The organism is Herbaspirillum sp. 1173 (genome assembly GCF_031455335.1).
In the GTDB taxonomy this organism is placed as follows: domain Bacteria; phylum Pseudomonadota; class Gammaproteobacteria; order Burkholderiales; family Burkholderiaceae_D; genus Herbaspirillum; species Herbaspirillum huttiense.
Genome location: NZ_JAVDSP010000003.1, coordinates 335,370 through 357,708, shown reverse-complemented (window position 1 = coordinate 357,708; position 22,339 = coordinate 335,370). Strand labels below are relative to the sequence as shown.

Here is a 22,339-nt window from a genome sequence, read left to right as displayed (position 1 = left end):
CTCCTTGGGGCAAGTGGATTTATCGGGTCAGGCTCAGTTCGCCCGGCGCACTCGAGAGCGTGCGGTCAGGCCGGCAGGTGAGGATCATGATCAAGAGCGTGAGCGCATACGGTGCCGCGTTGAAGAGGTAATAGCCGGAGGTCACGCCCACCGCCTGCAAGGCCGGCCCCAGCGCACCGGCGGCACCGAACAGCAGCGCGGCCAGCAGGCAGCGCCACGGCTGCCAGCGCGCAAAGATCACCAGCGCCACGGCCATGAGTCCCTGGCCGCTGGAAAGTCCCTCATTCCAGCTGCCGGGGTAGTAGAGCGACAGGTAGGCGCCGCCGATGGCAGCCAGGAAGCCGCCTGCGGCCGTGGCCGCAATGCGCGTACCGGTGAGGCGGTAACCGAGCGCGCGTGCGGTCTCGGCATGGTCGCCCACCAGCCGCAAGGCCAGCCCCCAGCGCGTGGCCGACAGGCCCCACTGCAGCACCAGCGCAAGCGCCACGCCGATGAAGAACAGCGCATTGATCTGCAGTGCATGGTGCAGGCGGTCATTGCTGCTCCACGCACCCAGATCGATTGAGGGCAGCATCGGTGCCTGCGGCTGGATGAAGGGTTTGCCTAGGAAGAAGGCCAGGCCCGTCCCCAGCAGCATGAGCGCGATGCCGAAAGCGATGTCGTTGACGCGCGGCAGCGAGCACACCACGCCGTGCAGCACTCCCAGCAAGAGTCCGGCGCAGCCCGCCGCCAGCACGCCCAGCCAGGCCGAGCCGCTGTAGAAGGAGGCCGCGTAGCCGGTCATGGCACCGCAGACCAGGATGCCTTCCAGGCCCAGGTTCACGCGTCCGCCTTTTTCGGTCAGGCATTCGCCCAGGCTGACGAAGAGAAAGGGCGTCCCCACCCGGATTGCGCCCGCGAAGAGCGCCAGCAGCAGGGTGGTGAGATCGATGTCATGCATGGCCGGCCTCCTTGGCGGGGATGACTTGCGCCTGTTGCTGCCAGCGCAGCTTGAGCGCGGACAGGCGCCCGGTAATGGCTTCCCAGGCCAGCAGGTTGCAGAACAGCAGGCCCTGCAGGACCAGCGTGGTGGCGTCCGGCAGGTCCAGACGCCGCTGCAGCAGGCTGCCGCTGGCTTCCACGCCACCGATGACGAGCGCGCAGACGATGATGGCCAGCGGATTCTGGCGCGCCGCAAAGGCCACCAGGATGCCGGAGAAACCGTAACCGGCCAGCAGCGCACTGGTGGCGCTGCCTTGCACGGCACTGACTTCGAACATGCCTGCCAGTCCCGCTGCCGCACCACCGAGGGCGCAGGCCGTCAGGATCAGCCGATTGACCGGCAAGCCCACCAGCCGCGCCGTACGGACGTTGCCGCCGACCACGCCCATGGCGAATCCGGAGACGCTATGGCGCAGGAACACCCAGGCCGCCACGCAGGCCAGTGCACCCCAGGCCAGGCCCCAATGCACTTCCAGTCCCGGCAGCGAACCCACCAGATACGGATCGGGCAGGGGCAGGGTAGAGGGTTTGTTCAGACTGGCCGGATCGCGCAGCGGTCCTTCGACCAGATGCTTGAAGACGGCCACGGCGAGATAGGACAACAGCAGGCTGGAGATGGTCTCATTGACCCCGCGCCACTGGCGCAGACCGCCGCACAGCGCGATCCACAGCCCGCCGGCCAGCATCGCCGCCAGCGCCATGACGGCCAGCATCACCAGCGAAGGCAGGGCCGGCAGCAGTTGCGGCATCACCGCCGCCGCCAGTCCGCCCAGCGCCAGTGCACCTTCCCCGCCGATGACGATCAGGCCCACCCGCGCCGGCAAGGCCACGCACAGCGCCGTCAACAGCAGGGGCGCGGCGCGTTGCAGCGTGTTCTGCCAGGCGAACAGGGTGCCGAAGGCGCCCTGGAAGATCAGCAGGCAAGCCTCGCCCGCCGGCTTGCCCTGCACCAGCAGGAACAGCACGAACAGCAGCAGCGTCCCGGCCAGCGCGCACAGCGTGGGCAGGGCCGGCGCGCTGCCGTTGAGCAGCGCCGAGCGCAAGCGGTGCCAGGGCGAGGTGGCGGCAGCCGCCACCCCGGGAGCGGGGAGGGATGTCATGAGACCGTCCTGCATCAAGGGTCAGCAATCAGACCTGGCCGACCACGCCGGCCACCAGGTAATTCATCTTCTCCAGCGCCACATCGGTCTGGATCTGGGTGGTGCCGGCCGGGATCACGGTATTGCCCTTGTTGTCCTTGATCGGTCCCTTGAAGATCTGGAACTTGCCGGCCAGCATCTGCGCCTTGATCTCGTCGGCCTTCTTCTTGGCCGGTGCGCTGACGGCTGCGCCATAGGGCGACATCTTGACGAAGTCGTCCTTCAGGCCACCGCGCAGGAAGTTGATCATCGGCTTGCCTTCCAGCGTGGCCTTGACGATCTCGGTGTAGGGCGTGGCCCAGTTCCACTCGGCACCGGTGAGGTAGCCCTTGGGCGCCAGCGAGGCCTGGCTGGCGTGGTAGCCGGTGGTCATGATGCCGCGCTTCTCGGCCGTCTCCACGATCACCTTGGGACCATCGACGTGACAGGTGATGACATCGCAACCCTGGTCGATGAGGCTGTTGGCGGCTTCGGCTTCCTTGACCGGCAGCGACCAGTCACCGGTAAAGATGACGTGGCAGGTGATGGACGGATCGACCGACTGCGCGCCCAGGGTGAAGGCGTTGATGTTGCGCAGGACCTGCGGAATCGGCTTGGCGGCGATGAAGGCCAGCTTCTTGCTCTTGCTCATGTGGCCGGCCACCACGCCCGAGAGGTATTCGCACTCTTCGATGTAGCCGAAGAAGCTGCCCACGTTCATGGGATGCTTGCCGGCGGTCCACAGGCCGCCACAGTGGGCGATGCGCACCTTGGGATATTTTTCTGCAATCTTGAGGACGTGCGGATCGAAGTAGCCGAAGGAAGTCGGGAAGAGCAGGGTCGCGCCATCCTGCTGGATCATGGCTTCCATGGTCTTTTGCACGGCCACGGTCTCGGGCACTTTTTCTTCCTCGATCACTTTCACGCCGGGGAGCTTCTTGATGATGGCGGCGGCCTGCGCATGCGACTGGTTGTAGCCGAAGTCGTCGCGCGCGCCGACGTAGATGAAGCCGACGGTCAGCGGGCCTGCGGCCAGCAGTTCCAGCGGGAAGGCAGCGCCCAGTGCGGCAGCTCCGGACAGTTTCAGAAAATCGCGGCGGTTTTGCATGTTGTTGCTCCAGTGTGATCGTGGATGGTTGGGGTGGGGCAAGACAAATTCGGTACTTCTTTCCGGGCAGGATTCTGTACCTCAGGCTGTACAGAATCCGGTACGGCAATCAGGACAGCGCCAGCGAACCGGGCGCCTGCATGCGCGCCGGCTTGCGCACTTCGCGCTGGAAGATTTCCATGGACAGTTTCTTGGCCGCGATGAAGCCGGGCTGCGACAGCGTCTCTACCGTGCGGGGCCGTGGATCCTGGTAATGCAAGATGTCTGCCACCGCCGTCGGGCGCTTGGTCAGCAGCAGGATCTGGTCGGCCAGGTAGACCGCTTCTTCCAGGTCATGCGACACCAGCACCATGGTGGTGCCGGTCTGCAAAAAGACTTGCTGCAGTTTCTCGCGGATGAACAGTGTCATCTCAAAATCCAGCGCCGAGAAAGGTTCGTCGAGGAACAGTACTTCCGGCCCCGGCGCAAGGGCACGCATGATGGAGGCGGTCTGCTGCTGGCCGCCCGAGAGTTCATAGGGATAGCGCATCAGGTCGAACTTGACGTCGAAGGACGCCACCAGTTCATCGACCCGGCGCTTGATCTCGGCCTTGGACTTGCCTTCCAGCTTGAGGGGATAGGCAATGTTGTCGATGGTGCGCAGCCACGGGAACATGGCATCGCGGTAGTTCTGGAACACGTAGCCGATCTTGGTCTGCGCCAGCGATTTGCCGTCGAACAGGATCTCTCCGGCATCGATAGGGATGAGCCCGGCGATCATGTTGATGAGCGTGGACTTGCCGCAGCCATTGGGCCCGAAGACGGAGACGATCTGCTGCTTGGGAATATCCAGGTCGAAGTTTTCATACAGCGGCCAGCCGGCGAAATACTTGGTCAGGCCGCGAATGGTGATGTGGGTGCCTGGCGGCCCGGGAACGAAGGGCGTTTCCGGGGGCAGGTCTACTTTGGGGCTGATCACGACGCTCATCTTCCGCTCCAGTGCACGATGCGTTTTTCAATGACGATGAAGACCACGTTGAGGGCATAGCCCAGCGCGCCTGCCGAGAGGATGGCGGCATACATCTCGCGCACGTTCAGGACCTGCTGGGTATCGATGATGCGGTGGCCCAGGCCGTTTTCGGAGCCGATGAACATCTCCGCCACGATCACGATCACCAGTGCCATCGAGACCGCGCTGCGCAGGCCGACGAAGCTGGCTTGCAGGCTTTCCCAGATCAGCACGTCGCAGAAGATGCGCCAGCGCGAAGCGCCCATCACCTTGGCCGCCATCACCCGCTGCTTGCGCGCATTGAGCACGCCATAGGCGCTGTTGAAGAGCACGATCAGGAAGGCACCGAAAGCTGCGATGGCCACCTTGTTGATGTCGGAGACACCGAAGATCAGCAGGAACAGCGGGATCAACGCGGAGGAGGGCGTGGAACGGAAAAAGTCGATCAGGAATTCCACGCTGCGATAGGCGCGCTCGTTGCTGCCCAGCAGAACGCCGATGGGCAGGCCCAGCACGGCGGCGATGGCAAAGGCTTCCAGCGTGCGGATCACGGTCACCGTGAAATCCAGCAGCAGCGCCCCGCCGGCCAGGCCCTTGAACATGGCCATGAGCGTGGCTTCCGGTGGCGGCAGCAGGATGGCCTTGATCCAGCCGGCGCGCACCACCAGGTCCCAGATCACGAACAGCGCGATGGGGCCGACGATGGGCAGCAGGCGGCCCAGGGCCGGGGCTTTGCGCGGCGCTTTGGGCGCTGGCGCAGCCGTGGACGCCGGGGCGGCGGGCTTGGGTGCCACGGTCACGGCAGGAGCGATGGTCTCGTTCATGATGGCCTCAGCCCTTGTAGATCAGGTTGTCGACCACGATGCGTTGCGAGAACACGCCCTTCTCGACGAACAGGTCGTAGAACTTCTGGAAGTAGGCCAGGTCGCTGGGCTTGAACTCGTTGTAGAGCATGTAGGCCGCCAGCGGCACTTCATTGGTGAGCGACCCTTCGATGGCGGTATAGCCCTTCAGGTAGGTGCGAGCCTGGTCCGGGTTGTTGCGCACGAGCTCAATGCCGCGTGCATAGGCGGCGATGTACTTGCGCGCCAGTTCCGGATTCTTCTTGATGAATTCGGTGGTCAGCGCGGCAGCGCCACCGTGCCAGGGAGCCATCGGATCACCCAGGATGTACTTGGCGATCACGCCTGCTTCCAGCACGCGGGTGGTGTTGTTCATGCGGCCCACGGTGCCGGTCGGTTCCAGCGTGTAGGCGGCATCGACCTGGCCGGCCGCCAGCGAAGCGACGTGCTGGCCGATGGGCAGTTCAACTACGGTTGCGCCAGTAGCACCGGCGCGTTCGAGTACCGTCTTGGCCAAGGTGACGTTCTGGATGCCGGGGCCGGAGGCGACCTTCTTGCCCTTGAGGTCGGCGATCGATTTGACTGGGCTGTCCTTGGGCACCAGGAATTCATCGAGTACGTATTTGGCGTTGCTGGGATTGGTGGCAAAGATCTTGAACAGGCCCGGCTGGGCGATCTCGCCGATGGCCAGGTTGCCGGCCCCGGTGCCGTTGGCCGAACCATCGGCGCGGCCTGCCAGCATGGCTTCCATCACCTGCTGGGCTCCGGCGAATTTGAGGGCTTGCACTTCCAGTCCGGCTTGCTTGAAGTAACCCGCTTCCACGGCGGCGTAGAAGGGCAGGCCGGCGGCCACCGGCCAATAGCCGATGCGGATAGGCACCGTCTGCGCGCGCAGGATGGCCGGGGCACCCGCGATGGCGGCGGTGGCGGCGACGGCGCCCGCCTTGGCGATGAAGCTGCGGCGGTTGGCATCGTGGACAGCGGTGGGGTTGTTCTTTTTCATGAGCAGCTCCGTGGTGAGGGTGTCAGTTCAGCGAATGGAGGTAATTGACCCAGCCGCCGTGGTGGGTGATGTCGGTCGCGCCCGCAATGCCGGCCGGCTCGCAGATGAAGCCCTTGACGCTGCTGCCGTCGGCCAGCTCCACCGTGCCGATGCCCAGCGGGGCCGGGATGGCGGCGACGAAGCCGCCGAACTGGCGCAGCGGCATTTCCCACACTTCCACTGCGATGGCGGCGCCGTCGCCTTCGGTGCGGGCCAGGCCAGGCTTGGGTGGGGTGGTACCCGCCAGGGCGTAGAGACGATAGTGGGCGGCGGTGCGGGTGACGGCCACGCGGCGCGCACCGGCTTCCAGCAATTGCCAGTTCAGGGGCTGGCCGGCCAGGTGCGCGCCGACCACGCAGACCTTGATGGTGCTTTCGTTGAAGGGCAGCGGGGTGGCCGCAATCGCATCGGCTTGCGCCGCGCCGCCCAGTTGCTGCTGCAGGCGTGCACCGGCTTCGGCCAGCAGGTGATCGGCACCGGCCGGGCCGATCAGGGTCACGCCGGCGGGCAGGCCATCGCGCCGCCACACGGCGGGGATGGCCAGGGCCGACATGTCCATCAAATTGACGAAGTTGGTGTAGTGGCCCAGTTGCGCATTGCGCACCACCGGATCGGCCTCGACTTCGGCGATGGTGGGGAAGGTGGTGGTGGTCGGCACCAGCATCAGGTCGCTGCCTTCGAGCAGGTTTTCGGCCTGGCGGCGCAGGTCGGCCAGGCGGTACTGGGCGTTGAAGCTGTCAACGGCATCGTAGTCGTCGGCCTGGGCGGTGATCTGGCGCACCACCGGGTGGATGGCTTCCGGGTTCTCCAGGAAGAAGTCGCCCAGCGCGGCGCGACGCTCGGCCACCCACGGGCCCTGATAGAGCAGCTGCGCGGCCGCGCTGAAGGGGGCGAAGGGGATCTTCGCCAGGCTCACGCCGGGGAGGGCGGCGATTTGCGCCAGGCTGCGTTCCCAGGCTTCCTGGGCGATGCTGTCGCCAAAGAATTCACATTGCTCGGGAATGGCGATGCGATAACCCCGCCGCTTCACGCCCAGCATGGTGGGGCGGCGCGAATAGCCATCCTCGGCATCGAAACCGGAAGCGCTGTGCAGCACGCGCCAGGCATCGGCCACGTCGTGGGCGAAGATGGAGATGCAATCCAGGGTGCGGCAGGCCGGGACCAGGCCGCGCGCGCTGATGAGGCCCTTGGTTGGTTTCAGGCCGACCAGGTGATTGAAGGCGGCCGGCACGCGACCAGAACCTGCCGTATCGGTCCCCAGCGAAAACATGACCTGCCCCAGCGCCACTGCCACCGCCGAACCCGAGCTGGAGCCGCCGGAGACATAGTCCGGCTTGATGGCATTGCGTACCGCACCGTAGGGGGAGCGCACGCCGACCAGGCCGGTGGCGAACTGGTCCAGGTTGGTCTTGCCCACCAGCAGTGCGCCAGCGGCCTGCAGGCGCTGCACCACGGTGGCGCTCTCGCTGGCCAGGCGGCCGAATTCGGGACAAGCCCCGGTGGTGGACATCTCGGCCACGTCGATGTTGTCCTTCACGGCGAAGGGGATGCCGAACAGCGGCATGCTCTCCAGCACGGCTTCGCCCTTGATCTGCAGCATCAGGTCCAGCGCTGCGGCTTGTTGTTTCAGTTGTTTGGACGGCACCCGGCTGATCCAGACTTCATCGCGTCCGGCGCTCTCGATGCGGGACAGCAGTTCGGCCACCACCTTGCCGGGTGTGCTGCGGCCTTCGCGATAAGCCGCCAGGGTGGCGGCGATGGTGGTCGGGGCGGCCTCGGGGGCAGCTTGCTGCAGGGCATGGGAGGTGGTCATATTGGATATTCAAACTTGAATACAAGATTGAATATCTTTAAGCAGGAGGCGTGCCAGCTCCTCCGTCACGCGGCTGAAAAACGGGAAATGGCTTCACCACGCGGGTTTGCGAGGTGAAGTGCCGTAAGGCAAGTTGTGCGAGGGGAAATGAAGAGTTTTGTCAGCGAGACAAAATGGGGAGGCGTGCGCCGAACTTGGACGTCCGTGGTGACGGCCTGCACGGGAATCAGGCAAGTTGATCGTCGATGCCAAGTATGTTCACCGTGGCAACAAGGTTGAGACCCGGGCGGCTGCGCGCGTTTCGTCAAGCGAGGAGCCCCGGGATACTCAGGCAGATTCGATCACACGCATTTCAATGTGCAGGCCGGCGGCCGTGGCCATGTTCACCAGCGCATCGAGTCCGAACAGGCTGATCTTGCCTCGCATCAGGTCGGAGACACGCGGCTGAGTCACCCCGAAGAGCTTGGCGGCTTGGGCCTGGCTCATTTCCGTGCGGGTGAGGTGGTTCTTGAGTGCCGTCATGAGGACGGAACGCAGCTTCATGTTTTCAGCTTCTTCCGGAGTGTCCTCGATGGCATCCCAGATGCTGGAAAATCGTTGCTTGCTCATTGCCCTAACTCCTTCAACAAATCGCGGTAACGCTTTGCGGCCAAGCTGCCTGGAAATCAGCGGTATGAAGCTTTCTTCAAAGCTCTCCCCACACCGCATTCAAGGCGGCCAGCGCCGCCAACCCGGCAGTCTCGGTGCGCAGCACCCGGCTGCCCATGGACAGCATCAGCGCGCCCTGGGCGCAAGCCAGGTTTTCTTCCTCCTCGCTGAAGCCGCCTTCAGGCCCGACCATGACGGTCACTGCCTGAGGCGGATGGTGGCGCGCCCAGCCTGACAGCGGCTCGGTCCCGCGCGGGGAAAGCAGGATGCGGCGATGCAGGTCGCTCTGGGCGATCCAGCGCTTGAAGTCGGTGACTTCACCCAGATGCGGCAAGCGATTGCGGCCGCATTGCTCGGCGGCAGCATGGATGATGCCTTGCCAGTGCGCCTGCTTCTTCTCGGCCCGGTCACCCGAGAGCCGCACCACGCAGCGCTGCGCGGCCAGCGGCTGGAGGGCGGTGGCGCCCAGTTCCACGGCTTTCTCGACGATCCAGTCCATCTTCGATCCTTCAGGCAGGGCCTGGGCCAGGGTCAGCGCATAGGGCAGTTCGGCCTCGCGGGGTGAAAAAGTCTTCACTTCGGCGTGGACGCGCTTCTTTTCGAGGGTGCTCAGGCTGGCGGTGTATTCGCCGCCTTCGCCATTGAACAGGGTCACGGTATCGCCCGGTTGCAGGCGCAGCACCTGGATGTGATGGGCAATCTGCTCGGGCAGGACCAGGGCGGAGCCGATGCCGAGGGGGTGCGGGAAGTAAAAGCGGGGCATGGGGCAGGGTCCTGGAGGAAGAAGATCAAAAAGACATGAAAAAAGTTGTCAGTCCGGTCAGGGGCTGGTCCCGAATTTTAATCCCCCCGGCGCACTCTGGTAAAATACGGGCCCGCGCCGTTACCCGGGCTTCCGGGCCGGCGCATTGGCTTGAACATCCGATTTGTGCGCCTGCGGCGCCCCCCAGCACAGCAAACTCTGACCTCGACATGATTTCCACTCTCCCCACCGACAAGATGGCCAACGCGATCCGCGCGCTGGCGATGGACGCAGTTCAAAAAGCCAATTCCGGACACCCGGGCATGCCGATGGGGATGGCCGAAATCGCAGTGGCCCTGTGGGCCAAGCACTATCGCCACAATCCGTCCAACCCGCACTGGGCCAACCGCGACCGCTTCGTGCTCTCCAACGGCCACGGCTCGATGCTGCAGTACGCACTGCTGCACCTGACCGGCTACGACCTGTCGATGGACGACATCAAGTCCTTCCGCCAACTGCATTCCAAGACCGCCGGCCACCCGGAAGTGCACATCACCCCGGGCGTGGAAACCACCACCGGTCCGCTGGGCCAGGGCATCACCAATGCGGTGGGCATGGCGCTGGCTGAAAAGCTGCTGGCCGCCGAATTCAACAAGCCCGGCCTGGCCGTGGTCGATCATTACACCTACGCCTTCGTCGGCGACGGCTGTCTGATGGAAGGGATCTCGCATGAAGCCTGCTCGCTGGCAGGCGTCTTGAACCTGTCCAAGCTGATCGTGCTGTATGACGACAATGGCATCTCCATCGACGGCCACGTCGAAGGCTGGTTCAAGGACGACACCCCGAAGCGCTTCGAAGCCTACGGCTGGAACGTCATCCCGGCCGTGGACGGCCACAACGTCGAGGCCGTCAGCGCCGCGATCCACCAGGCCAAGCTGGCCGACAAGCCGACCCTGATCTGCTGCCGTACCGTCATCGGCAAGGGCTCGCCCAACCTGGCCGGTACCGACAAGGTCCACGGCGCCGCCTTGGGTGACAAGGAAATCGCCGCCGTGCGCGAAGCGCTGGGCTGGACTTCCGCTCCGTTCGAAATCCCGGCGGATGTTTATTCCGCCTGGGATGCCAAGGCCACCGGTGCCGACTTCGAAGCGAACTGGAAGCAGACCTTCGACAGCTACGCCGCCCAATACCCGGCTGAAGCCGCTGAACTGCTGCGCCGCCTGAAGGGCGAGCTGCCGGCCGCGTTCGAATCGACCGTGACCGCCTACATCAATTCCACGCTGGAAAAGAAGGAAACCATCGCCACCCGCAAGGCCAGCCAGAACGCCATCCAGGCTTACGCGCAGGCGCTGCCGGAATTCCTGGGCGGCTCGGCCGACCTGACCGGCTCGAACCTGACCAACTGGAAGGAATCGGTGGCCGTGCGCGCCGACCAGCGCGGCAACCACATCAACTACGGTGTGCGTGAATTCGGCATGAGCGCCATCATGAACGGCATCGCCCTGCATGGCGGCTACCTGCCCTTCGGCGCGACCTTCCTGACCTTCTCCGACTACAGCCGCAATGCCCTGCGCATGGCGGCCCTGATGAAGACCCGCGCGCTGTTCGTGTTCACCCACGACTCCATCGGCCTGGGTGAAGACGGCCCGACTCACCAGTCGGTGGAACACGTCTCCAGCCTGCGCCTGATCGCCAACCTGGACAACTGGCGTCCGTGCGACACCACCGAAACCGCCGTGGCCTGGGCTGAAGCGATCAAGCGCCACGATGGTCCGAGCACCCTGATCTTCTCGCGCCAGAACCTGCCCTTCCAGGAGCGCACCGACGCCCAGGTCAAGGACATCGCCCGTGGCGGCTACGTGCTGCGCGATGCGGCCGATGCCAAGGTGATCCTGATGGCCACCGGTTCCGAAATCGAACTGGCCACCAAGGCCGCTGACGCCCTGGCCGCCGAAGGCATCGCCGTGCGCGTGGTGTCGATGCCGTCGACCGACGTGTTCGACCGCCAGGATGCGGCCTACAAGGCCTCCGTGCTGACCCGCGGCGTGCCGCGCGTGGCCATCGAGGCCGGCGTCACCGCCTTCTGGCACAAGTACGTGGGCCTGGAAGGCGCCGTGGTCGGGATCGACACCTTCGGCGAATCGGCCCCGGCCGGCGTGCTGTTCAAGCACTTCGGCTTCACCGTCGAGAACGTGGTGGCCAAGGCCAAGGCAGTGCTGGCTTGAGCAGTCTGGTGTCCATGACTGAAGAAGTCCTGTTCCGCCGCGCCAGGAAGGGCGATGCGGCGTCGATCGCCGGCGTGCGCATCGACGCCTGGCGCGCCGCCTATCGCGGCCTGGTGCCCGACAGCTACCTCGATCACCTCAAGCCCGAGGAAAGCGTCAAGCTGTGGGAGCAGGTGCTGGAAGCGTCCTCGGACGCGGCCTGCACCTTCGTCGCCGAAAGCGGGGGCGAGATCATCGGCTTCGCTTCGGGCATGACCCTGGCCGAATCGCGTTTCGGCTGCGATGCCGAGCTGACCGCCATCTGCGTGCCGCCCGATGAGCAGCGCAAGGGGCTGGGCAAGCGGCTGCTGGCCAATGTGGCGGCCACCCTCATCGGTGCCGGTGCGACAGGTCTCATGGCCTGGGTGCTGAGCAAGAACGAAGGCGCCGGGGAATTTTTCGAGTCGCTCGGGGCCGAAAGGCTTTATGAACAAACGTTCACCTGGGATGATGGCAGTGAACTCGACGAGATCGGTTTCGTCTGGCGCAAGCTTCACTCCTGAGCGGGTGAGGGCGGCACGAGATTGAACGGCTGGATCAGCAGGGCAAAGAGGGACGGCAAGAACAACTGAACAAAAAGGCCGGAAAAGAAGGATCCATGTCCGATCGGCGGCCCCGAAGTGGGGCAAGCTGACGGCCTGGTCGCTTTCCCGACTACCGGTTTGCATTGATTTTTACTACTTGAGGAGAAGAGCATGGCAATTCGCGTAGCAATCAACGGTTATGGCCGCATCGGCCGCAATATCCTGCGCGCTCACTACGAAGGCGGCAAGAAGCACGACATCGAGATCGTCGCCATCAACGACCTGGGCGACCCGAAGACCAATGCCCACCTGACCCAGTACGACACCGCCCACGGCAAGTTCCCGGGCACCGTGACCGTGGATGGCGATTCCATCGTCGTCAACGGCGACCGCATCAAGGTGCTGGCCCAGCGCAACCCGGCCGAGCTGCCCTGGGGCGAGCTGGGTGTGGACGTGGTGCTGGAATGCACCGGCTTCTTCACCACCAAGGAAAAGGCCAGCGCCCACATCAAGGGCGGTGCCAAGAAGGTGATCATCTCCGCTCCGGGCGGCAAGGATGTCGATGCGACCGTCGTCTTCGGCGTGAACCACGGCGTGCTCAAGGCTTCCGACACCGTCATCTCCAACGCATCGTGCACCACCAACTGCCTGGCTCCGCTGGTGCAGCCGCTGCACGACAAGATCGGCCTGGAAAACGGCCTGATGACCACCGTCCACGCCTACACCAACGACCAGGTGCTGACCGACGTCTACCACGAAGACCTGCGCCGCGCCCGTTCGGCCACCCAGTCCATGATCCCGACCAAGACCGGCGCTGCCGCCGCCGTCGGCCTGGTGCTGCCGGAACTGAACGGCAAGCTGGACGGCTACGCCATCCGTGTGCCGACGATCAACGTGTCCATCGTCGACCTGTCCTTCGTGGCTTCGCGCGACACCACCGTGGATGAAGTCAATGCCATCCTGAAGGCCGCTTCCGAAAACGGTCCCCTGAAGGGCATCCTGACCTACAACACCGACCCCCTGGTCTCGGTGGACTTCAACCACAACCCGGCATCGTCCAACTTCGACGCTACCCTGACCAAGGTCTCCGGCCGCCTGGTGAAGGTGTCTTCCTGGTACGACAACGAGTGGGGCTTCTCCAACCGCATGCTGGACACCACCGTCGCCCTGGCCAACGCCAAGTAAGACGCGTGTTCTGACGCACCGGCCGGGGTTCCCCGGCCGGGAGCGTCAATTTCAGGGCTGTTTCGGCTTCTTTTCCTCGTATGCAAGCTTGCTTGCCAAGGTGAAAATAGTCGAATCAGCCTGCAAAAGGAGTGAAAGGCTGTTGCAGGCACCGCTTGCAATGGCCTTTTTTCCGTTTGCGCATTGCCTGTCCACAACAAGAGCAACCGACCCAATGAGGGAACGCATGTCAGCAAGCTCATCCCAGGCCCGCCGCCTGTTGGCCAACCTGGCCCTGATTTCCGCCGTCAGCTTCTCGCTGTCCGCGTGCGACTACATCAGCAGCTTTTCCAAGCCCAAGCAGACCCCGGAAGAAGCCAAGGCCGAAGGCATCGCCCTGGGCGCCGGCTGCCGCCAGGCCGGCCAGAGCCTGGAAGACTGCTACCAGCGCAACCCCGACGCCCTGAAGGCCGGTATCTTCACCGGCTGGAAGGACATGCACGAATACATGGCCGCCAAGGGCATCCAGACCGTGACCCCGCCCGCGCCTGCGGCGGATGCCGCCAAGGATGATGCCAAGTCCAAGGATGGCAAGGACGGCAAGGACAAGGACGCCAAGGACAGTGACCGCAGCCGCGCCCGTGAGCGCGACGCCAATCGCGACAACGCGCGTTCGCGTGACCGCGAAAGCTCCTCGTCCTCGCGCGACAGTGGCAGCGACCGCCGTGCCAGCCGCGAAGAGAAAACGCCGCCCAAATATTGATCTCGCATGAACACTGGCCCGGGACAGTTGCAGTCCTGCTTGCCAGCCGGTAACATCTGATGCCCCGCAGGCGCTTGCCGGCGGGGCATTTTTCCATCAGCCGGCAGGGGGAACCGCCGGCGACCCGGATGCCAGCCGCCTCTGCCCGCGCATCCGGCCAGAACAACAAGCACAACGACATGAACTCACATTCACAGCCCTTGCCTCCGGCCATGCCGGAGCACGTTCCGGAGACCGCCTTCGGCCTCTGGTTCCTGCGTACACCGACCTGGACCCTGCACGTGCTGGAACGCGCCCTGCAAGATCTGGAGCGCCTCATTCCCAAGCGGCGCAGCAGCTATGCGGTGGTCGCCGACGTCGGCTGTGGCTGGGGGCGCTCGCTCAAGAAGCTGCACCAGCGCTTTGCCCCGCAGCGCCTGATCGGCATGGACATCGATCCCAACATGATCGCCGCCGCACGTGCCGAGACCGAGGCCGAGGGCCTGCGCGCCGAGTTCATCCAGTGCTCCAGCTCGCGCATGCGGCTGGAAGACAATAGCGTGGACCTGCTGTTCTGCCACCAGACCTTCCATCACCTGATCGATCAGGAAGAGGCCATCCGCGAGTTCTACCGCGTCCTCAAACCGGGCGGCATCCTGCTCTTTGCCGAGTCGACCAGGCGCTACATTCATTCGTGGATCATCCGCTTGTTGTTCCGCCATCCGATGGAGGTCCAGAAGACCGCCGGCGAGTACCTGGCCCTGGTGCGCAGCGCCGGCTTCGAGGTCGCGCCGGAGTCGATTTCCTATCCGTACCTGTGGTGGAGCCGGGAAGACCTGGGGATACTGGAACGCGTCTTCGGCATCAAGCCCAAGGCGGAGCGGGAAGAAACGCTGATCAATCTGGTGGCCGTCAAACCCATGAATTAAAGGGTTTCACGCACGATCCGGTGCAGATGAAGGGAAATGAAAAAACGAGAGGCAACTCTCGTTTTTTTCTTCATCCCGCCGGACATTGAATCAGCCGAAGACCTGCTGCCACAGCCGGATCACGCAAGCCCGTTCATGTTCCACCCGGATCGCATCGATGTGGGCGCGTTCGGAACCCTGCAGGCGGATCTGGTGCTGCAGCTTGCGGAACAGGCGGTAGGCATTGGCCGCTTCCGCCGCCAGCAGCGCATCAATCAGCCCGAGCTGGCCGGCCAGCTTGAGCAGGGCGATGTTGCCGATGTCGCCGGTCAGCTGCGGGTGGTCGCAGGCATGGCGCAGCACCAGGTATTGCACCATGAACTCGATGTCGATCATGCCGCCTTCATCGTGCTTCAGATCGAACATCATGCTGCGATTGGGATGGGCATCGCGCATGCGGCGGCGCATCGACAGCACTTCCTCTTCCAGTTTGTTCACATCGCGCGGCTGGCGCAGTACACGCTCACGCAGTGCCTCGAAACGCTCGCCGATGGCGGGATCGCCCGCACAGAAGCGCGCCCGGGTCAGGGCCTGATGTTCCCAGATCCATGCCGCATTGAGCTGGTACTTCTCGAAGGAGGAGACCGGTGATACCAGCAATCCGCTGGCGCCATCCGGACGCAGGGCGATGTCGATATCGAACAGGGTGCCGGCCGGGGTGTGGCTGGTCATCCAGGTGATGAAGCGCTGCGCCAGCTTGGCGTACAGGCCCGGGGCCTCCTGGTCCTCGTCGTCGTAGAGGAAGACCACGTCCAGGTCCGAGGCATAGCCCAGCTCCTTGCCGCCCAGCTTGCCGTAGGCGATCACGGCAAAGCGCGGTACCTCGACATGGCGCTGGGTGATGGTCTGCCAGATCGCTTCGAGAGTGACCTGCACCAATACGTCGGCCAGGGCCGAAAGTTCATCGGCCAGCTTTTCCACTGACAGATCCCCTTCCAGATCCTGCGCCAGCAGGCGGAACAGTTCGGCGTGATGCAGCTCGCGCAGGATGTCGAGCTGGCGTTCGGTATCGCCCTCGGCCGTGGCCAGCTGGCGACGGCAGGTGTCGGCGAAGGCATTCCAGTCGGAGGCGGCCTTGAGGTTGCGGTCGTCCAGCAATTCGTCCAGCAGCAGCGGGTGGCGCGTCAGGTAGGTGGCGGCCCAGCCGCTGGCACCGATCATGCGCACCAGGCGCTGCAGGGCGTAGGGATATTCGGTGAGCAGGGCCAGATAGGCGGCACGGCGGGCGATCGCTTCGAGGAAGTCGAGCAGGCGGCCCAGCGCCGGCAACTGGTCGTAATGCAGCGCGGCCAGCAGCGGCAGTCCATTGTTGATGACGGTATTGAGCCGGTTGCGGCTGGCCTCGGGCAGGCTTTGCATGCGCGGCGACTGCCAGGTCAGGTGCAGGCGGCGCGCACCGTTCTCGATGTCCTCCTCGGGGAAGCCGACCAGGCGCAGGGCGTCGGTGAGGCCTTCGAGATTGTCGTTCTCGCTCACCGCCACCGTGGGCCCATCGCTTTCGCCTTCGGATTGCTTGTCGGCGAAGATGGCATCGAACTGCGCGGCCACGATGGCACGCTGGTGTTCCAGCGCCTGCAGCAGTGCGGCGCTGTCGGCGTAGCCCATCATGTTGGCCACCAGCAGCAGGTCGTCGGGATTGACGGGGAGGGTGTGGGTCTGCGCATCTTCCAGGTATTGCAGACGATGCTCCAGGTCGCGCAGGAAGGTGTAGGCGTCCAGCAACTGCTCCACCACGTCAGGAGCCAGCAGTTCCTTGGCCGCCAGCGTGCGCAGGGTGGCGCGGGTGGAGCGGTCGCGCAGCTCGGCATCGCGTCCGCCACGGATCAGCTGGAACACCTGGCTGGTAAATTCGATTTCGCGGATGCCGCCCCGGCCCAGCTTGACGTTGTTGCTGCGGTCGGGGTGGAGGGCTTCCTGGCGCTTGACCTCGGCGCGGATCTGGCCGTGCATGGAGCGCAGCGCATCGATGGAGCCGAAGTCCAGGTAGCGGCGGAAAATGAAAGGCCGGCTGATTGCTTCCAGAGTGGCGATGTCTTCCTCGGTGCCGGTCAGCGCCCGGGCTTTGGTCCAGGCGTAGCGCTCCCATTCGCGGCCCTGGCGTACCAGGTATTCCTCGACCATGTTGAAGCTGGCCACCAGCGGCCCGGAGTTGCCGTTGGGACGCAGCGCCATGTCGACGCGGAAGGTGAAGCCATCTTCAGTGATTTCGGCCAGCGCACCGATCAGCTTCTTGCCCAGGCGGACGAAGAATTCATGGTTGGAGAGCGATTTCTGGCCGGGCCCGGCTTGCGTATCGCCATCTTCCGGGTAGACGAAGATGAGGTCGATATCGGAAGAAACGTTCAGTTCACCCCCGCCCAGCTTGCCCATGCCCAGCACGATCATTTCCTGCGGGCGTCCTGATTCTTCACCCAACGGGGTGCCATGGAGGGCGGTCTGTTCCTGCATCAGGGCCGCCAGGTGGGTCTGCACGGCGAAATCGGCAAAACCGGTCATGGTGGCCACCACTTCGGCCAGGTCGGCGCGGCCATCCAGGTCACGCGTGATGAGGCTGCAGATGATCAGGTTGCGCAGACGCCGCATGGCGGCCGGCAGACTCAGGCCGGCTTCCAGGTCGCGCGCCAGGCGCTGCTGCATGGCCTCGCGGTCCATGGGCTGGCGGGCGGCCTCGGCCACCAGGGCCGGGCGGGCCGGATCAGCCTGGGTCCAGCGGGTGTAGTAGCGGGAAGTGGAGGCGTCGACCAGGGAAGGATGATGAACAGGCATAAGAGACCGCAAAGCTCCGCGACAAGGTGTAAAAGGAAGAAAACCGCTGCTCCCCCGGCTTCAGGCCCGTCCCGCCGATGCCGACAATGCAGGCAAGGCGGAGGCCGGGGCAGGTTCCCCGGCATGCCAGCTGACTGCGGACTGACGATGGACGTAAAAAGGAGCGAATCCGGCGATTCTAGCCTCCCTTTTTAAACTTATCGCCGTTTTTGCCCCTCATAGCCCCTTTGCCAAGATGGCATGGGCTGGTTTTCCATGCGATCATGCTGCCTGCCCGATTCCATTTTTCTGCCGAGCCGCCTTGCAACCTGATGTCCCAAGAACAACATAACGCCGCACCGAAGCCTGGCCGTTGGGCGCTGTGCTGGCGATTTGCACGGGGCAGCTATCGGCGCCTGAACCGGGCTACCCACCATGTCCTGGGTTTCACCCTCAAGCTGCTGCTGGCCGCCTACTTCGTCTTTTGCGCGCTGTTTCTGGTGCTGCGCTATGCGGTGCTGCCCGAGGTGGGCCACTACAAGCCCCGCATTGAAGCCCTGATCTCGCACCAGCTCGGCCGTGCGGTCAGCATCGAGACCATTGATGCTTCCTGGAGCGGATTGCGGCCCCAGCTCTCGCTGACCAATCTCACCGTCCACGACCAGCAGGGCGAAGCCGCCCTGAGCCTGCCGCGCGTATCGACCACGCTGTCCTGGAGCAGCGTCCTGGTGGCGTCGCTGCGTCTGGAAAACCTCAGTATCGAAGGGGCCGACCTGGCCATCCGCCGCGATGCAGCCGGCAAGCTGTATGTGGCGGGGATCCCGGTGCCGGCCGGGGGCGATGGCAGCAACCTGGACTGGCTGCTGTCGCAGCGCGAAATCGTGATCCGTCACAGCAAGCTGCGCTGGGATGACGAATTGCGCCAGGCACCCGAGCTGGTGCTGGAAGACGTCAACCTGGTGCTGCACAACCGCTGGCTGCGCCATCGGCTCTCGCTGCGCGCCATTCCGCCGCAGGACATGGCGGCTCCCCTGGATGTACGGGCCGATTTCAGCCATCCGGCCTTTGCGCGCAGTTCCGACATCGCGCGCTGGAAGGGCTTGCTCTATGCCGATCTGCGCAATACCGAGCTGTCGGTCTGGCGCGCCTGGTTCGATTATCCGATCGCCATCAACAGCGGCCGCGGCTCGGTGCGCGCCTGGCTGACGCTGGATCACGCCAAGGTCGCGAACTTCACCGCCGACCTCGGTCTCACCGATTTCAATGCTCGCCTGTCGCGCCAGCTGGAGCCGCTGTCCTTGAAACGCGTCAATGGACGCATCTCCGCCAGTGAAACCCTGGGCCCCAATGCTGAGGACGGCGTACCGACCTTCGGTGCCAACGGCCATCAGGTGACCCTGACCGATTTTTCCATCGAGACCCCGGACGGCTTCGTGCTGCCGCCGACCTCGATTGCCGAGAGCTATGAACCGGCCACGCCCCTGAAGGCCGAGCGCACCAGCGTCAAGGCCACCTATCTGAACCTGCAGACGCTGTCGCAGCTGGCCACCCGCCTGCCGCTGGCGCCGTCCCAGCGCAAGCTGCTGGACGACCTGGCCCCGCGCGGAGAGCTGCATGATTTCACCGTGCAGTGGCAGGGCACTTATCCCGAGCTGAGTTCCTACCGCGTCAATGGCCGCTTCAAGGGCCTGGGGCTGAAGGGCTTGCCGGCCCATGTCGAGCCGCGCAAGAATGCTGCCCAGCAAGCCCGCGCACAGTGGGCGGCCTTCCCCGGTTTCAGCAACCTCTCCGGCGAGATCGATGCCAGCGAGAAGGGTGGTTCGGTCAAGGTCGATGCGCAGCAACTGGCATTCGAGCTGCCGACTGATCTGTTCCGCGAATCCAGCCTGCCCTTTGACAGCCTCAAGCTGCAGGCGCGCTGGCAATACCTGAAGGACCAGACCCTGCAGGTGGATCTGGACCAGATGCAGTTCGCCCAGCCCGGCGTGGCCGGCAGCCTCAGCGGGCAGCACCTGCTGCCGCTGCAGGGCCGCTCGGCCGGCAGCGTCGACCTGCATGGCGAGCTGACCAGCTTCGATGTGAAGGCGATTCGCCGTTACCTGCCGCAACACATGAGCGAACCGCTGCATCGCTGGCTCACCGAGGGCTTGTTGGCCGGCAATCTGAAGGAGGTGCAGTTCAAGCTCAAGGGGGCGCTGGCCGATTTCCCTTTCCACACCAGCAAGCCGGGCGAGCAGCCCAAGGGCGTATTCCAGCTGGCAGGCGAGTTCGAGGGGCTGAAGCTGAACTACACCCCCGGCCACGTTGGGCGGGATGGCAAGGAGCCCGAGTGGCCGCTGCTGGAGGAGGGCCGGGGGCGCATCAGCGTCGATCGCACGCGGCTGGAGATCAAGGCTGACAGCGCCCGTACCCTGGGCGCGCGGCTGGGACCGGCGACGGCGCGGGTGGCGGATGTCGATTCGCATGATGCCGTGCTGGAAATCGATGGCGTTGCCAATGGCCCCATGCCGGTCTTCCTGCAATACGTCAACCAGAGCCCGGTAGCGCGCTGGACCGGCAACGTCATGGAACACAGCACCGCCACCGGCGAGGCGCGTCTGGACCTGAAGTTCCAGATGCCGCTGCACCATGCCATCGATACCCGCGCACAGGGGGCCTTCAACTTCGCCAACAATGACGTCGACCTGCTGCCGGAACTGCCGCCCATCTATCGCACCAGCGGCAAGGTCGAGTTCAACGAGCGCGGCTTCACGCTCAATGGCGTGCGCGGCCAGTTCCTGGGCGATACCCTGGCCATCAGCGGCGGCACCCAGAAGGATGGCAGCAGCCAGGTGCGTCTGGATGGTGCCATCAACATCGAGAACCTGCGCAAGCAATACCCCGAGCCTTCGCTGCAGCGCCTGCTGGCGCGCTTCTCGGGCGGCACCCGCTACAGCGCCACGGTGCTGGTGCGGCAGCATCAGCCGGAAGTCACGGTCGAGTCCAGCCTGGCCGGTCTCGGCGTGGACCTGCCGGTGCCCCTGCGCAAGGGCGTGCAGGACTCCCTGCCGATGCGCTTCGACCTGCTGCCGCTGGCCTCGTCCGATCCGCTGATCGAACGCGAGGAAATGCGTGTGTCGCTGGGCTCGAACGTGGCGTCGCGCTATGTGCGCGAGCGCGTCGCCGCCAAGGGCAATGAGTGGCGCGTCACCAGCGGCGGCATCGGCTGGAACCAGCCGGCACCGACTCCGGCCTCCGGTCTGAAGCTGGCTTTGGCCACCGACAGCCTGGATGCCGACGCCTGGCTGGCTCTGAAGAAGGACCTGGCGGGCAAGGACGCGGCGGCCGCTGGCAACGGCGCAGCCGCAGGCAATCGCCTGGGCAACAGCGATGTCACGCAATACCTGGAGCCGGACAGCGTCTCGGCCCGCGTCGGCGAACTGAACCTGATGGGCAAGAAGCTCAACAAGCTGATCCTGGAAGCGGCGCATCGCCGCAATGCCTGGCAGATCAATCTGGAGTCCCAGCAAGCCGCCGGTACCGTGACCTGGGACGAACCCGGCAGTGCAAGCGGGGCCGGCAAGGTCACGGCACGGCTGTCCTCGCTGGTCATTCCCAAGTCCAGCCCGACGGCCGACGCGGCCCAGCCCGCCAGTGCCGACAAGACCGACGACAACCTGCAGATGCCCGCGCTGGACATCCGCGCCGAGCAGTTCGAACTGGGCGGCAAGAAGCTGGGCCGGCTGGAACTCGATGCCAGCAACATCCTGACCTCGGTCGGCCGCGAATGGCGCATCAGCCGCCTGCTGCTGGCCAATCCCGACGCGCAGTTCCGGGCAGCCGGCAACTGGCTCACCTTCGGCAGCAATCACACCTCCAACTTCACCTATGCGCTGGATATCGAGGATGCAGGCAAGCTGCTGGAACGCTTCGGTTATCCCGGCACCATCCGCGGCGGGCGCGGCAAGCTTGACGGCGATCTCAGCTGGAAGGCCCCGCCCTATGCGATGGACATGGCAACGCTGGCCGGGCAGGTGCACATGGACGTGCATTCGGGACAGTTCCTGAAGGTGGATCCGGGGGCTGCCAAGCTGCTGGGCGTGCTCAACCTGCAGGCCTTGCCGCGCCGGCTGACCCTGGACTTCCGCGACGTGTTCTCGGAAGGTTTTGCCTTCGACACCGTGGCGGGAACCGCCAGCATCGCCAAGGGCATCGCCAGCACGGACAATCTCAAGATGGCCGGCGTGACGGCCTCGGTGCTGATGAGCGGCTCGGCCGACATCGCCCGCGAGACCCAGGACCTGCATGTGGTGGTGATCCCCGAGATCAACCTGGGTACTGCCTCGGTGGTGGCGATGGCGGTCAATCCGGTGGTGGGGGTGAGTACCTTGCTGGCGCAGCTGTTCCTGCGCAATCCGGTGATGAAGTCGCTCAGCTTCGAATACAAGGTGACAGGTCCCTGGAGCGACCCCATCGTGGTCAAGCAGGGGCAGGTCTCGCCGGTGGATGCAGAACGTGCCCGCGAGGTGCTGCAGAAGGGCAAGGGCGGCAAGGAGGATGGCAAGCCTGACAATGACCTGATGCCGCCCCCTTTGCCGGCACCGGCGCAGCGGCGCGGCGCACCCGCGCCGGGACCGGCCATCAATTCCGGTGCCTGATCCTGGTTCCGTC

At 64.8% G+C, this 22,339-nt stretch carries 16 protein-coding genes; 6 read left to right on the top strand and 10 right to left on the bottom strand.

Annotation, left to right across the window (positions count from 1 at the left end; translation table 11 throughout):
• Positions 1–19 precede the first annotated feature (19 nt).
• The 9 genes from J2X56_RS13460 to J2X56_RS13420 form a co-directional block, all read right to left on the bottom strand.
• Entirely contained in the window at positions 20–940 is a 921-nt protein-coding gene (locus tag J2X56_RS13460) for an ABC transporter permease (RefSeq protein WP_034330120.1), read from the bottom strand.
• Complete coding sequence (locus tag J2X56_RS13455; RefSeq protein WP_227022590.1) at positions 933–2,081, bottom strand: ABC transporter permease; 1,149 nt, start codon at positions 2,079–2,081, stop codon at positions 933–935. The genes J2X56_RS13460 and J2X56_RS13455 overlap by 8 nt, the downstream gene beginning before the upstream one ends.
• Positions 2,082–2,109: 28 nt before the next feature.
• Positions 2,110–3,207, bottom strand: a complete 1,098-nt coding sequence (locus J2X56_RS13450; RefSeq protein WP_310160612.1) for a BMP family ABC transporter substrate-binding protein — start codon at positions 3,205–3,207, stop codon at positions 2,110–2,112.
• 109 nt (positions 3,208–3,316) lie between these two features.
• Entirely contained in the window at positions 3,317–4,174 is an 858-nt protein-coding gene (locus J2X56_RS13445; protein WP_121038271.1) for an ABC transporter ATP-binding protein, read from the bottom strand.
• Positions 4,171–5,019: an ABC transporter permease gene (locus J2X56_RS13440; protein ID WP_204725137.1), complete on the bottom strand. Its 849-nt coding sequence runs from the start codon at positions 5,017–5,019 to the stop codon at positions 4,171–4,173. Before J2X56_RS13440 ends, J2X56_RS13445 begins: the two co-directional genes overlap by 4 nt.
• A 7-nt stretch (positions 5,020–5,026) precedes the next feature.
• Complete coding sequence (locus J2X56_RS13435; protein WP_121038277.1) at positions 5,027–6,040, bottom strand: ABC transporter substrate-binding protein; 1,014 nt, start codon at positions 6,038–6,040, stop codon at positions 5,027–5,029.
• A gap of 22 nt (positions 6,041–6,062) precedes the next feature.
• Entirely contained in the window at positions 6,063–7,892 is a 1,830-nt protein-coding gene (gene atzF, locus J2X56_RS13430) for an allophanate hydrolase (RefSeq protein ID WP_121038280.1), read from the bottom strand.
• 327 nt (positions 7,893–8,219) lie between these two features.
• Positions 8,220–8,501 carry a helix-turn-helix domain-containing protein gene (locus tag J2X56_RS13425; protein WP_121038283.1) on the bottom strand — a complete coding sequence of 94 codons (282 nt, stop codon included), beginning with the start codon at positions 8,499–8,501 and terminating at the stop codon, positions 8,220–8,222.
• Between the two features lie 76 nt (positions 8,502–8,577).
• Complete coding sequence (locus tag J2X56_RS13420; protein WP_034329720.1) at positions 8,578–9,303, bottom strand: 16S rRNA (uracil(1498)-N(3))-methyltransferase; 726 nt, start codon at positions 9,301–9,303, stop codon at positions 8,578–8,580.
• Positions 9,304–9,464: 161 nt separating this feature from the next.
• On the opposite strand from J2X56_RS13420, the gene tkt reads away from it, so the two are divergent.
• The 5 genes from tkt (at position 9,465) to J2X56_RS13395 (ending at position 14,905) form a co-directional block, all read left to right on the top strand.
• Positions 9,465–11,507: a transketolase gene (gene tkt / locus J2X56_RS13415; protein ID WP_310160666.1), complete on the top strand. Its 2,043-nt coding sequence runs from the start codon at positions 9,465–9,467 to the stop codon at positions 11,505–11,507.
• 14 nt (positions 11,508–11,521) lie between these two features.
• Positions 11,522–12,049, top strand: coding sequence for a GNAT family N-acetyltransferase (locus J2X56_RS13410; RefSeq protein WP_310160611.1), 528 nt, complete (start codon positions 11,522–11,524; stop codon positions 12,047–12,049).
• Between the two features lie 192 nt (positions 12,050–12,241).
• A complete protein-coding gene (gap, locus tag J2X56_RS13405; protein ID WP_034329725.1) occupies positions 12,242–13,255 on the top strand; it encodes a type I glyceraldehyde-3-phosphate dehydrogenase in 1,014 nt (337 codons plus the stop codon).
• 226 nt (positions 13,256–13,481) lie between these two features.
• The gene (locus tag J2X56_RS13400) at positions 13,482–13,997 is read left to right on the top strand and encodes a hypothetical protein (RefSeq protein WP_034329726.1); all 516 of its coding nucleotides are present in this window, start codon (positions 13,482–13,484) and stop codon (positions 13,995–13,997) included.
• Between the two features lie 179 nt (positions 13,998–14,176).
• Complete coding sequence (locus J2X56_RS13395; RefSeq protein WP_310160610.1) at positions 14,177–14,905, top strand: class I SAM-dependent methyltransferase; 729 nt, start codon at positions 14,177–14,179, stop codon at positions 14,903–14,905.
• 90 nt (positions 14,906–14,995) lie between these two features.
• Here the strand turns inward: J2X56_RS13395 and glnE are convergent, their stop codons facing one another.
• Positions 14,996–17,710, bottom strand: coding sequence for a bifunctional [glutamate--ammonia ligase]-adenylyl-L-tyrosine phosphorylase/[glutamate--ammonia-ligase] adenylyltransferase (glnE, locus tag J2X56_RS13390; protein WP_121038295.1), 2,715 nt, complete (start codon positions 17,708–17,710; stop codon positions 14,996–14,998).
• Between the two features lie 311 nt (positions 17,711–18,021).
• On the opposite strand from glnE, the gene J2X56_RS13385 reads away from it, so the two are divergent.
• Positions 18,022–22,326, top strand: coding sequence for a YhdP family protein (locus tag J2X56_RS13385; RefSeq protein ID WP_310160609.1), 4,305 nt, complete (start codon positions 18,022–18,024; stop codon positions 22,324–22,326).
• The last annotated feature ends 13 nt before the right edge of the window (positions 22,327–22,339 follow it).